Raw genomic sequence first — 12,402 nt, forward strand, 5'->3', positions numbered from 1 at the left:
TCGGCGCGAACCCGCGGATCCGGGTGCCGGACGGTGCAGGGTGGAGAGGTGAGCGAGCTCGTGCAGATCCCGTCTCCGGGCATCGCCCTCGAGTACGGGCACCCCGGCCGACCGGTCGTCGTGATCCTGCACGACGTGTTCGGCCGGCTGCCCTGGCTGGAGCCGTTCGCCGAGGCCGTCTCGAAGCACGGCTACCACGTGGTCGTCCCCGACCTCTACGACGGCTGGGCGACGCTCGCTCCGGAGGACGCGCGCGACCTCGCCGCCATGGCCGCGCAGGACCGCGCACTCGCCTCCGTCGCCGACGCCGTGCGCACCGGGACGGCCGCCGGCGCGGCGCGCACCGCCGTCATCGGCTTCGGCTTCGGCGGGCGGCTGGCGCTGCTCGTCGCCGCGACCGGACTCGTCGACGCGGTCGTCGCCTACTACGCCACCCTCGGCCGGGAGGAGCACGCGCTGGTCCCCTGCCCGACCCTGCTGCACTACGCGCAGAGCGACGAGTGGCCCGAGGGCGACGACCCGGAGTCGTTCGTCGGCCGGCTGAAGGAGGCGGGCACACCCGTCACCGCGCACACCTACCCGGACACCGGGCGGCACTTCGCGAACGCCACCCTGCGGGAGTCGGTGAGCCCGGCCGCCGCGGCCCTCGCCTACGCGCGGACCCTGTCGTTCCTCAACCCGCAGCTGATCGACTGCTGACCCCGGGCCGGGCGGTCAGCCCGGACCCAGCGCTCAGCCCTCGACGTCGTGCAGGTGGTGCTGCACGTCGTGCAGGTAGTACTTCGCGATCGTCTCGACGGTGAAGGAGGCGCCGTCGCTGCGGCGTCCCGGGCGCTGCCACTGCCGCCCGGTGACGCCCTCGAAGACGTCGCTGATGCGGGCCGCCTCCTCGACGAGCTCGCGGCCGACGACCGCGGGGTCCTGCTGGTCGTAGCGCTCCTCCGTGGCCGCCACGTCCTGGTCCCAGTTGGGGAAGAGCGGGTCGTCGCCCTTGAGCATCAGGCCGAGGCGCAGCCGGTAGATGCGGTGCACGTCGCGCACGTGCGCGGCGTACTCCAGCGGCGACCAGGTCTCGTCGTCGGGGCGGCCCGCGGCGTCGTCGCGCTCGAGGACGTAGGGCCAGGCGGCGGCGTTCTGGCGGATCAGCGCGGGGACGGCGTCGGACTCCACGAGCGAGGCGTCGAAGCCGCACTCGAGGCAGGGGCGCTCGAGCACCCAGGTCCAGTCCTTGGTATCGGGTGTGATGGGCATGGGACCAGGGTAGGACGGCTCAGCAGCGGGGCTGCGCGCCCTGGACCGCGCCGCGCTCGCCGTCGAAGGTCCACGGCAGCTGCGGCAGGCCGGTGGCGCCGGTGGCCGCGCCCTGCTCGACCGCGATCGCCGCGAGGCCGCGGGCGGTCGAGGCGGCGAAGCCCTCGCCGGCGGTCGAGCTGTTGAACGCGACCGCGACCGTGAGCCCCGACTCCGGATCGGAGTAGGCGGCGGTGAGGAAGCCGGGCGCGATGCCCGAGAAGCCGCGCAGCGGTCCGGCCTCGTGCCCGCCCAGACCGGCGAGCAGCCACTCGGCGCGCCCCTGGCCCTGCGGGACGGGATCGGCCCACATCGCGTCCCCCGCGGGCTCGGCCGCGAGCCCCTGCGCGAGGCGGCGCAGGTCGTCGAGGTCGGTGACCGCCCCGCCGGCCGCGCCGAGCGAGGAGGACGACGCCGCGGACAGGTCGCGGCGGACCTCGCACTGGACGGCGCCCGAGCGCGGATCGAGGGCGGCGGAGAAGCCGAGCATCGCCGGGGCGGGCAGCTCGAGCTCCGAGTCGCCCGGGAGGCGGGTGCTGCTCAGCCCGTAGCGGGGCACGACGTACTCGTCGTAGAGCGACTGCATGCTGCGCCCGGTGGCCTGCGTCGCCACCACGCCGGCGAGGAGCGGCCCGGTCGAGGACTCGGACCAGGAGGCGCCCGGCTCGGCGATCGGCGCGCTCACCTGCGCGGCCGAGATCAGCTCGAGGGTGGGCCACTCGCGAGCGGGGTTCTGCACCACGGTCGGCCAGAGGATCGAGCGGAAGTCGGCGAGGCCGGAGGTGTGCGAGCAGAGCTGCCGGAGGGTCATCCCCTCGATGCCGGGGAGGGAGGTGAGCACGTCGCCCACGTCGGCGTCGAGGTCGAGGGCCCCCTTCTCCGCGAGCGCGACGACGACGTCGCAGGTCATCGCCTCCGTGCCGCCGGTGCCGAGCCGCACGTGCGTCTCGGTGGTCACCGGGGTGGCCTCGGCGTCACCGATCGAGCCGACCGCCGTCTCCCAGCCGCCGGCCCAGGGCGACCAGACGCCGGCGACGGCGCCGGTCGCTCCCGCGGCGCCCTGCGCCTCGACGAGGAATCCGGACAGGGCGACGGCCAGGGCGTCGGGCACGGGACCGGGCGGCGCGTCGGGGACGACGGAGTCGGTGCCTCCGGTGCAGCCGGTGAGGGCGAGGAGCAGGGCGGGCACGACGAGAGCTCCGACCCGGGTCGGCCTGCGGCCACCGATCATGCCGTTCGACTCCCCCCGAAGACGCCTGCTGGAACTCCTCCACTGTACGGGCGCGGTCTCGCGCAGCACGGGGCGGGGGCCGTGCGCGCGGGCTTCGTGTCCCGACCGTGACCCGCGACCACGCGGATCAGAATCCGGCCACCCCTTTTCCAAACCGTCTGAGCGGCTGCTACGAAGAAGGGACAAGCGACGCGGAGGCGTTGCCCGGAAGGAGAAGAGGAATCATGCGCACATCACCGAATCGACTGCTCGCCACGCTCTTCGGCGCGGTCTACGTCGTCGTCGGACTGCTCGGCTTCGTCGTCACCGGCGGCGTCCAGTTCCTCGCCACCGAGGGCGGACTGCTGCTCGGGATCTTCGAGGTCAATCCGCTGCACAACATCGCGCACCTGCTGATCGGCGGGGCGCTGCTGATCGCCGGTCTCTCCACCACGTCGGCGGCCAAGACGGTCAACACGACGGTCGGCGCGGTCTACCTCGCCCTCGGCGTCGTCGGCTTCTTCCTGGTCAACACTGCGCTGAACGTGCTCGCGCTGAACACGGCCGACCACTTCCTGCACCTCGCCAGCGCGCTCGTCCTCCTCGGAGTCGGGCTCACCGCCGACAAGGGCGCCCGGGCGCGCACCGCGACCGCCTGACCCGGAGCGGATCCGTCCGCTCCCCCACAGACTCCGTCCGCCGCGGGCCCGCCGTTTTCCGCGGCGGACGGACCGAACGGCCCCGGACGACACGATGCGGTGTGTCGATCCGGGGCCTCTTCCCCTTCCTCAGAGGCCCCTCTGAAGTCCGCACCACGATCGGAGACCTGGAATGAGCACCGTCGCCCGCGGCAACGCCGCCTTCGCAGGACTCGGCGCCGGTCTCGTGCACCTCTCCCTCGCCGCCGGGCAGCTCGATGCGGCGACCCTGCCGATCGCGGCCCTGGGCGTCGCCGAGCTGATCTGGGGCGTCGTCGTGCTCGCCCGCGGTCGGATCGTCGTCCCGCGGATCGCGCTCGCCGTCACCGGGATCACCGTCGCCGGCTTCGTCCTCGCGATCGCCGCCGGTCTGCTGCGCGATCCCCTGCCGGCCCTCGCGGCGGGCGCGCTGCAGCTCGTCGCGGCCGCCGTCGTCGCCGCGACCCTGCGCTCGCAGCGCACCGTCGAGCGCCCCGTGTCCGCCCCGCGCGCCGTGCTCGGCCTCTTCGCGGGCGCGCTGCTCGTCTCCGCCCTCGCGACACCGGCCCTCTCCGCGTCGTCCGAGGGCACGCACGACATGGGCGGCATGATGACGACGGTCACCGACGGCGGGCACTCGCACTGAGACCCGCCCTGGCGACCACGGTGCCTTCGAGCTAAGGTAAGGGCAACCTAAGACGCCGAAGGAGGCCGCCGTGCCGAACGTCTCGAACGTCATCCCGTTCTCGCAGGCCCTCCGCACGCGCCTGGGCCAGTCCGGCGCCGACGACGAGGTCTCGGCCTTCATGACCGCGCTGATGACGGGGTCCGGCAGCCGGGACGACTACGTCGCGATGATCGCGCAGCACTACTTCGTCTACGAGGCGCTCGAGGCCGTCGCCGAGGAGATGGCGGGCGATCCGGTCGCCGCGCCCTTCATCTCGCCCAAGCTCACCCGCCTCCCGGCGATCGCCGCGGACCTGCGCTTCCTGGTCGGCGAGGACTGGCGCTCGAGGATCAGCCCGCTCCCCTCGACCGCGGCCTACGTGCAGCGGATCCGCACCGTCGCGCGCGGCTGGAGCGGCGGCTTCGTCGCGCACCACTACACGCGCTACCTCGGCGACCTGTCCGGCTGCGCGATCGTCCGGACCCTGCTGCAGCGGCGCTTCGGCTTCGAGACCAACGGCGTGGGCTTCTACCTCTACGGCGAGATCGCGACGCCGTCCGCCTTCCGCGCGGTCTACCGCGAGCAGCTCGACGCCGCCGGCTGGGACGACGACGAGCGCGACCGCGTGATCGCCGAGGTGGCGGAGGCGTACCGGCTCACCACCGAGCTCTTCCGCGACCTCGCCCGCTCGCGCGCCGCGGCCTGAGGTCTCGCCGGACGGGTCGCCCGACCGGTCACGAGGAGGCGGAGCCCGCCTCGGCGACCGCGGCCGGCTCGGCCCGGCGCTCGGACATGAAGCGCAGCACGTCCTTGTCGACGATGATGTCGCTCGGCCGCAGCGGACGGGTGAGGTAGAGCCCCTCGAGGCTCGTGATGCGGCTGAGCGCGACGTAGGTCTGACCGGGCGCGAACGCGCGCGACCCGAGGTCGACCACGGCGGCGTCGTAGGTCTTGCCCTGCGACTTGTGGATCGTGACCGCCCAGGCCAGGCGCAGCGGGAACTGCGCGAACTCGGCGACGATCTCGCGGGTCAGCTTCTTGGTCGCGGCGGAGTAGGAGTAGCGGTAGCGCTCCCAGGTGGCGGGCTCGACCTCGTGCACCTCGCCGTCCACCTCGACCCAGACCGTGCCGGCGACCTTCGTGACGCGGCCGATGGTGCCGTTGACCCAGCGCTGCTCGGCGTCGTTGCGCAGGAACATCACGTGCGCGCCGATCTTGAGCTCGAGGTTCTGATCGGCCGGGTAGGCGCGACCGCCGAAGTCGCCGCTGATCTCGGCCGAGGCGGTCTTCACCGGGCCCTTGAGGCGCGCCAGGGCAGTCTGGTTGATCCGGTTGACGGTGTCGTTGCGGGTCGCGAGGGTGATCGCGTCGTTCCCGGGCGGCGTGCGCGCGCCGGCGGCGTTCAGGACGTCGGCGATCTCCTTGGTCACCATGCCGAAGCGCACCGCGTTGAGCATCCACTTGAAGCGCTCGTCGCTCTGACGGTGGATCTTCCCGAGCTCGATGATCCGCAGCGGCGCCTCCTGCCAGACCAGCGCGTCGAAGAACCAGAGCGAGCGGTAGCGATCGGCGAAGTAGGCGCGCTCCTCCGGGTCGCCCGGGACGGGGGCGAGCTGGAACGGGTCGCCGAAGAGGACGACCTGGACGCCGCCGAACGGCTCCGAGCGGCGCTGACGGGCCTGGCGGAGGCTGCGGTCGATGCCGTCGAGGAGATCGGCGTTGACCATCGAGATCTCGTCGATGACGAGGGTGTCGATGGTGTTGAGGAGCTTGCGCAGCTCGGGCGGCTGATCGAGGTCCGAGTCGGCGATGACGCCGATCGGGAGCCGGAAGAGCGAGTGGATGGTCTGCCCGCCGACGTTGAGGGCGGCGACTCCGGTCGGCGCGCAGATGACGATCTGCTTGTCGGTGTTCCAGCTCAGGTGGTTGAGCAGGGTCGACTTGCCGGTGCCGGCGCGGCCCGTGACGAAGAGGTGCTCGCGGGTGTTCTCGATCAGGTCGAACACCCGCTGCTGCTCATCGGAGAGGGTCGGCTGGGTCACCGCTCCACTGTACCCAGCCGACCCGCGCACCCCGTCGTCGGGCGGTCAGACGTCGCGGACGCGGGTGACCGTCAGGGCGGGGACCCAGACCGCGAGGACCCAGGCGGCGCTGGCGAGCAGGGCCGAGGTCGTGCCGATCTGCTCCACGCCGGAGCCCTCGCTCGGGACGCTCGACAGCGCCAGCCCGAGGTTCGAGAGCAGGTACGGGCTGACGTCGGCGATCCACTGGGCCTGCAGCAGCCCGCCGGCGATGGTGGCGAGCAGCGGCAGCACGAAGAGCACGCCGACCGAGACGCCGATCGCGGCGGCCGTGCTGCGCAGCAGCGCCGCGACACCGACCGAGAACGCGCCGATGACCGCCAGCGAGAGTCCCCCGCCGAGCAGGCTGCCGAGCACCCCGTCGTCGAGCAGTGACGCCTGAGCGCCCTTCCCCGCGAGCATCGCGGCGATGACCGCGAAGGAGCCCACGCAGGTGAGCACCCCCACCGCGAAGGACGCCGCGGCCACGACCCCTCCGCGGGCGACGAGCGACGGGATCCGGCGCGGCACGGCGGTGTAGGTCGAGCGGATCATCCCGGTCGAGTACTCGCCACCGAGCGACAGGGCGCCGAGGACGGCGATGACCAGGCCGACGAACTGCAGGTGCAGGGTCGAGCCGCCCGCGACGAACGCGGAGACGGAGCCCGCCTCCGGCGGCACGACGACGGCGCCGAGGGCCAGCGCCAGTGCGAGCGCGAGGAGGACCGAGACGACGACCGACCACCAGGTCGAGCGGACGGTGGCGAGCTTGAGCAGCTCGGAGAGGACGACGCCGTCCAGCCGCAGCCGGACGGGCGGAGCGGAGGCGCGGGCGGGGCCCTGGGCGGTGGCGGTCATCGGGAGGCTCCTTCGAGGGGCGGGGTTCCGAGGGGCGGGGTTCCGAGGGGCGGGGTTCCGAGGGGCGGGGTTCCGAGGGGCTGGGCGGCGGAGTACTCGACGGAGTCGGCGGTCATCGCGACGTACGCCTCCTCGAGCGAGCGGGTCAGGGCGGTGAGCGCGTGCAGGACGACCCCCGACTCGGCGGCGAGAGCGCCGATCGCCGGGGCCTCGAGGCCCTCGACCTCGAGCCCGCCCGCGACGACGGCGACCGCCGCGCCGCGGACGGCGAGGAGCTCCGCGAAGCGCACCGAGTCCGGGCTCTCGATCCGCACGCGCGGGCGCGCCTCCGCGAGGAAGTCGTCCAGGGGCGCATCGGCGAGGATCCGGCCCCGGCCGAGGACGATGATGTGGTCGGCGGTCTGCGCCATCTCGCTCATCAGGTGCGAGGAGAGCAGCACGCAGCAGCCCTCCGCCGCCTTGGCGCGGACGAAGTCGCGGACCCAGCGGACGCCCTCCGGGTCGAGGCCGTTGACCGGCTCGTCGAGCAGGAGGGTCCGCGGGTCGCCGAGCAGCGCGGTCGCGATGCCCACCCGCTGGCCCATGCCGAGCGAGAAGCCGCCGACGCGCTTGCGGGCGACGCTCGCGAGACCGACGACCTCGATCACCTCCTCCACTCGGGAGCGCGGGAGGCGGTGGGTCGCGGCGATCACGCGCAGGTGGTCGCGGAGCGACCGGCCCCGGTGCGTCGCCTTCGCGTCGAGCAGGGCGCCGACCTCGGCGAGCGGTGCCGCGTGCTCGCGATAGGGGCGGCCGTTCACCAGCACCGAGCCGGCGGAGGGCCGGTCCAGGCCGACGATCATCCGCATCGTCGTCGACTTGCCGGCGCCGTTCGGCCCCAGGAATCCGGTGACCCTCCCCGGCGCCACGGTGAAGTCGATCCCGTCGACGGCGGTCTTCGCTCCGTACCTCTTGGTCAGGCCTCGTGCCTCGATCATGCGTTCCCCTTCTCGCAGCGCACCGCCTCGAGCCCGCAGGGAGCGGGCGAGGTCAGGGCGGCAGCGGACAGCCTAGGAAGGGCCCGCGGAGCCCGCTCGGGGCTGTCGCGGGACGTCCGGCCGGACGGGGAGGGCTCGGTTCAGCCGCGCTTCTGCAGGGCCGCGAGGCGGTCGTTGTAGGCGGTGAGCTCGGCCTCGCCGGTGCGGTCGGCCTGGCGGTCGAGCCGCTTGGAGTCGCGCGCGTCGGAGCGGCTCCACATCACCGCGACGATGATCGCGAGCGCGAGCGTCGGGATCTCGCCGATGCTCCAGGCGATGCCGCCGGCCGCCTGCTGGTCGACGAGGGCGTCCGTGCCCCAGCCCATCGCGCCGTACCAGTCGGCGAGGAGGAGCCCCTCCCCCGTCATCAGCGCCAGGCCGAAGAAGGCGTGGAACGCCATGGTGCCCAGCAGCAGCAGCAGGCGCATCGGGTAGGGCACCCGGTGCACGCTCGGGTCGACGCCGATCAGGACGCTCACGAAGAGGTAGCCCGTGATCAGGAAGTGCACGATCATCCACTCGTGGCCGATGTGGTCGGTCGTCGCCCAGCGGAACAGCGGGGAGTAGTAGAAGCCCCAGAGCGAGCCGACGAACAGCAGCGCCGCGACGATCGGGTGCGAGATCGCGGTCGCGAAGCGCGAGTGCACGGCGAGCAGGACCCACTCGCGGCCGCCGCGGGAGCCGTCCGTGCGCCGGGCCGCGGCGCGCGCGATCAGCGTCACCGGCGCGGCCGGCACGAGCAGCACCGGCACCGCCATGGTGAGGACCATGTGCGCGAGCATGTGCGCGCTGAACAGGTACTTCTCGTAGGCGTTGACGCCGCCGTTGGTGATGTACGCCAGCAGCAGCATGCCCGCGATCCAGAGCACGGTGCGGTGCACGGGCCAGCGGTCGCCGCGGCGGTGCAGGCGCACGACGCCGGCGACGTAGAAGGCGATGCCGAAGCCGCAGACCAGCAGCCAGACGAGGTCGACGTTCCAGAGGGTGAGGAAGTTCAGGGCGGACGGCGCCGGCGGCAGGGGCTCGCCGGTGAGCAGCTCCGCGGGGGTCGGGTTCGTCAGCTCCGTCGCGGCGACCTGGTCGACCGGCGTCGCGGTGCGGGCGAGGGCGGCGGCGACGCCGGAGGCGATGCCCATGAAGGCGACCTCCGCGGCGACGAGCCACCAGAAGCTGCGACCGCCCGCTCCGCCGGCGCTGCGCATCCGCGCGATCAGGAACCGGCGCTGGACGAGCCCGAAGACCCCGAGCGCGGTCAGGGCCGCGACCTTGACCAGCACGAGGACCCCGTAGCCGGTGAGCAGGTTGCCGAGGGTGGCGAGCCGCAGCTCGGCGCTGATGTAGCCCGAGGCGGCGACGACGATGAAGCTGACGAGGGCGAGGCTCGAGTAGCGCCCGATCACGGGCAGCAGGCGCGCGCCGCCGAGCAGCGGCCGGAGCACGATGATCGTGACGAGACCGCCGAGCCAGATCGCGGCGAAGACCAGGTGCAGGCCGAGGGCGGTGACCGCGGCGTCGTGGCCGCTCGCTCCGGCCGCGTGGCCCTGCTGCGCCATCGGCAGCAGCGTCAGGAGCGCGATCGCCGTGACGAAGACGAGCGCGGTCTGGTTGCGCACCGCGAAGCAGAGGACGGTGACGACGGCGGCGAGGAGCGTGGTGATCAGCCAGGCCTGGCCGACCGGGATGCTGCCGATGAAGTAGCTGAGCTTGGTGCCGAAGTCGCGGTCGAAGCTCAGCGGCGTCTGGGTGACGTTGAGGAAGGTGAAGAAGCCGGTCAGCGCGGAAGCGGCGGCGAAGAACGCGGCGCTCGCGGCGGCCACGTCGAGGGCGATCGTGTACTCGGTGCGCGGCTCCGCGTCGGTGGGGGCGCCCTTCCGGGCAGCGACGGCGCGCGGGCTCAGCGCGAACAGCGTGAGGACGAGGGCGCCGATCATGCCGGCGGCGCCGAGGTTGACCGCGAGCTTGGCGACCGGGAGGCCTAAGCGGACGACGGGCCCCGGGTCGTTCAGGAGCGGTGCGGCCGAACCGCCGCCGAAGGCGAGCGCCGCCAGGAGCGCGACGAGCGCGGCGACCACGAGCAGGAGCGCCGGGCCCGCGATCCGGACGGTTCGATTCACCCGGCAAGCCTACGTTCTCGCGGCTGAGGGGCGGCAGGACGACGAAGACCCCGGCGGAGGGCCGGGGTCTTCGTGTGGAACTGCTGCGCCGTGGCGACGCGGGCCGTGACTACTTGGCAGCGGCCTTGAGCTTGGTGCCGGCCGAGACCTTGACCGAGTGGCCGGCCGCGATCTGGATGGTCTCGCCGGTCTGCGGGTTGCGGCCGGTGCGCGCGGCGCGGGACGTGCGCTCGACGGCGATCCAGCCGGGGATGGTGACCTTCACGTCGTTGGAGACGGAGTCGGCGAGGGTCGAGAAGAGCGAGTCGAGGACGCCGTTGACGGCGGCCTGGCTCTGGCCGGAGTCGGCGGCGATCTTCGCGACGAGCTCGGTGCGGTTGAGCGACTTGTCAGCCATTGGAGTGTCCTCCCAGGACGTTCGCGCTGTTGAGAACAGCTGGTGGTTGTGTGTCGTCCGCCGGCCGGGGACGGACCCCGTCGACCGGTCGGACCGTCCGTAACCTACCAGCCCGATCCCGGATCGGCGGCGATTCGCGCGGCGGAATCCGCGGAATCACGCCGATCGGCAGCCCGCGGGGGCTCCGGGAGCGGCTGGGAGCCGGTGTCAGGGGCCGTCGCTACACTCGCCGACGGCGTGCACCCGAGCCCGCCGGGAGAGGCGGCCGCGGTGGCGGAGACGACGACGGACGGCTGGATCTCGACGGCGATCTGGTGGCAGATCCACCCGCTCGCGTTCCTGGGGGCCGAGGCGACCTCGGCCGACGGACCGCAGCCCGGCGACGAGCCGCAGCACCGCCTCCGCCGGTTGCTGCCCTGGCTCGACGACCTGCTGGCACTGGGCTGCAACGGCCTGCTGCTCGGGCCGGTCTTCGCCTCGATGACCCACGGCTACGACACGGTCGACCACTTCCGCGTCGATCCGCGGCTGGGCGACGAGCGCGACCTCGACGAGCTGATCGCGGCCTGCCGCGAGCGCGGCATCCGCCTGGTCTTCGACGGCGTCTTCAACCACGTCGGCCGCGAGCACCCGTGGTGGCGCGAGGCCGTCGCGGCGGGCGAGGGCTCCCCCGCCGCCGCGCGCTTCCGGCGGACGGGCGCGGCGCGCGAGGTCGACGGCCTGCCGGTCGACGTCTTCGAGGGGCACGAGGCGCTCGTCGAGCTCGACACCGCGAACCCCGAGGTGGCGGCGCACGTCTCCGCGGTGATGGGCCACTGGCTCGAGCGCGGGATCGACGGCTGGCGCCTCGACGCCGCCTACGCGGTGGACCCCTCCTCCTGGCGCGCCGCGATCGATCCGGTGCGCGAGCGCTTCCCCGAGGCGTGGTTCGTCGGCGAGGTCATCCACGGCGACTACGCCGGCTATGTGCGGGAGTCCGGGCTCGACTCGGTCACCCAGTACGAGCTGTGGAAGTCGGTGCGCAGCTCGATCGAGGAGGGCAACCTCTTCGAGCTGGACTGGACGCTGCAGCGGCACGCCGAGTTCCTCGAGACGTTCGTGCCGCTGACCTTCGTCGGCAACCACGACGTGACCCGGCTCGCCAGCGCGATCACCGACCCGCGCCACCACGGGCACGCGGTCGCGATCCTCGGCTTCGTCGGCGGCGTGCCGAGCATCTACTCCGGCGACGAGCGCGGCCTCGAGGGCGTGAAGGAGGAGCGGGCCGGCGGCGACGACGCGATCCGTCCCGAGTTCCCGGCCGATCCGAGCGAGTGGCCGCGGAACGACGCCTACCGCGTGCACCAGGAGGTCATCGCGTTCCGCCGCCGGCACCCGTGGCTCGTCGCCGCGCGGACCACGAGCGTCGACCTGTCGAACACCGCCGTGCTGCTGGTGGCCGAGGGGCCGAGCGGCGAGAGCGCGCGGCTCGCGCTGAACCTCGGCGAAGAGGCCGCGAGCGTCCGCGGCGTGCGCGTCGAGGCGCACTCCTGGCTGCTGCTCGACTGAGCGGGTGATCGGGGAGCCCGTGATCTACGCTCGGGTCAGCGGCGGGAGCGCACTGCCCCGGCCGCTCGAGACGGACGAGGAGCGACCATGCCAGACGGGTCACGGTCACAGCACGACGACGTGCGGCGGATCGAGCACGGGCCGGAGGCCGGCGCCGAGCCGACCGGCCTCGAGGCGGCGCTGGCCGCGCCGGTCGACCCGCTCACCGATCCCGGGCCGGGCGAGCGCAGCGGGCTCTCGAGCCGGATCGCCGAGGAGCTGCTCGACGGCAGCACCGAGATGATCGGCGGTGACGCGGCTCCCGCGCCGGGGCGCGCCGTGGAGATCGACGACCCGGCGCGCGCCGTCGGCGACGACCCGGCGCACCCGATCCACGGGACGCTCCGCCAGGAGTTCGAGACGCGCTGATCGGCGGGTCTCGATACGCCCCTGCGGGGCTACTCGACCAGCATGAAGGGACCCTGCGGGGCTACTCGACCAGCATGAAGGGACCCTGCGGGGCTACTCGACCAGCATGAAGGGACCCTGCGGGTCTACTCGACCAGCATGAGGGGCCCCTGCGGGG

At 73.3% G+C, this 12,402-nt stretch carries 13 protein-coding genes; 6 read left to right on the plus strand and 7 right to left on the minus strand.

Going from position 1 to position 12,402, the window contains the following annotated elements:
- Positions 1–48: 48 nt before the first annotated feature.
- Complete coding sequence (locus HQQ86_RS06105) at positions 49–699, plus strand: dienelactone hydrolase family protein (protein WP_173287190.1); 651 nt, start codon at positions 49–51, stop codon at positions 697–699.
- Between the two features lie 33 nt (positions 700–732).
- Here the strand turns inward: HQQ86_RS06105 and HQQ86_RS06110 are convergent, their stop codons facing one another.
- A complete protein-coding gene (locus HQQ86_RS06110) occupies positions 733–1,251 on the minus strand; it encodes a DinB family protein (protein WP_173287191.1) in 519 nt (172 codons plus the stop codon).
- Positions 1,252–1,270: 19 nt separating this feature from the next.
- Positions 1,271–2,479 (minus strand): serine hydrolase domain-containing protein, encoded by a 1,209-nt coding sequence (locus tag HQQ86_RS06115; protein WP_173287192.1) that lies wholly within the window; start codon positions 2,477–2,479, stop codon positions 1,271–1,273.
- A gap of 266 nt (positions 2,480–2,745) precedes the next feature.
- Here HQQ86_RS06115 and HQQ86_RS06120 point away from each other — a divergent pair, with 266 nt between their 5' ends.
- From HQQ86_RS06120 to HQQ86_RS06130, 3 genes are all read left to right on the plus strand, one after another.
- Entirely contained in the window at positions 2,746–3,159 is a 414-nt protein-coding gene (locus HQQ86_RS06120; protein WP_173287193.1) for a DUF4383 domain-containing protein, read from the plus strand.
- 172 nt (positions 3,160–3,331) lie between these two features.
- A complete protein-coding gene (locus tag HQQ86_RS06125) occupies positions 3,332–3,823 on the plus strand; it encodes a hypothetical protein (RefSeq protein WP_173287194.1) in 492 nt (163 codons plus the stop codon).
- Positions 3,824–3,893: 70 nt separating this feature from the next.
- Positions 3,894–4,550, plus strand: coding sequence for a biliverdin-producing heme oxygenase (locus HQQ86_RS06130; RefSeq protein WP_173287195.1), 657 nt, complete (start codon positions 3,894–3,896; stop codon positions 4,548–4,550).
- Between the two features lie 28 nt (positions 4,551–4,578).
- On the opposite strand, the gene HQQ86_RS06135 is transcribed toward HQQ86_RS06130, so the two are convergent.
- From HQQ86_RS06135 to HQQ86_RS06155, 5 genes are all read right to left on the minus strand, one after another.
- Positions 4,579–5,886: a PIF1 family ATP-dependent DNA helicase gene (locus HQQ86_RS06135; RefSeq protein WP_173287196.1), complete on the minus strand. Its 1,308-nt coding sequence runs from the start codon at positions 5,884–5,886 to the stop codon at positions 4,579–4,581.
- A gap of 45 nt (positions 5,887–5,931) precedes the next feature.
- A complete protein-coding gene (locus HQQ86_RS06140; RefSeq protein ID WP_173287197.1) occupies positions 5,932–6,762 on the minus strand; it encodes a hypothetical protein in 831 nt (276 codons plus the stop codon).
- Positions 6,759–7,739 (minus strand): ABC transporter ATP-binding protein, encoded by a 981-nt coding sequence (locus tag HQQ86_RS06145; protein WP_173287198.1) that lies wholly within the window; start codon positions 7,737–7,739, stop codon positions 6,759–6,761. Before HQQ86_RS06145 ends, HQQ86_RS06140 begins: the two co-directional genes overlap by 4 nt.
- Before the next feature lie 140 nt (positions 7,740–7,879).
- Positions 7,880–9,892, minus strand: a complete 2,013-nt coding sequence (locus HQQ86_RS06150; RefSeq protein ID WP_367948560.1) for a cytochrome c oxidase assembly protein — start codon at positions 9,890–9,892, stop codon at positions 7,880–7,882.
- Positions 9,893–10,001: 109 nt separating this feature from the next.
- Positions 10,002–10,289 (minus strand): HU family DNA-binding protein, encoded by a 288-nt coding sequence (locus HQQ86_RS06155; RefSeq protein WP_055786347.1) that lies wholly within the window; start codon positions 10,287–10,289, stop codon positions 10,002–10,004.
- Positions 10,290–10,526: 237 nt separating this feature from the next.
- Here HQQ86_RS06155 and HQQ86_RS06160 point away from each other — a divergent pair, with 237 nt between their 5' ends.
- Together HQQ86_RS06160 and HQQ86_RS06165 are read left to right on the plus strand one after the other, a co-directional pair.
- Positions 10,527–11,837, plus strand: coding sequence for an alpha-amylase family protein (locus HQQ86_RS06160; RefSeq protein WP_367948561.1), 1,311 nt, complete (start codon positions 10,527–10,529; stop codon positions 11,835–11,837).
- Positions 11,838–11,924: 87 nt separating this feature from the next.
- Positions 11,925–12,245 carry a hypothetical protein gene (locus tag HQQ86_RS06165; RefSeq protein ID WP_173287200.1) on the plus strand — a complete coding sequence of 107 codons (321 nt, stop codon included), beginning with the start codon at positions 11,925–11,927 and terminating at the stop codon, positions 12,243–12,245.
- Positions 12,246–12,402 lie beyond the last annotated feature (157 nt).

The sequence above is a fragment of the Rathayibacter sp. VKM Ac-2857 genome (assembly GCF_013205025.1).
Taxonomy (GTDB): domain Bacteria; phylum Actinomycetota; class Actinomycetes; order Actinomycetales; family Microbacteriaceae; genus Rathayibacter.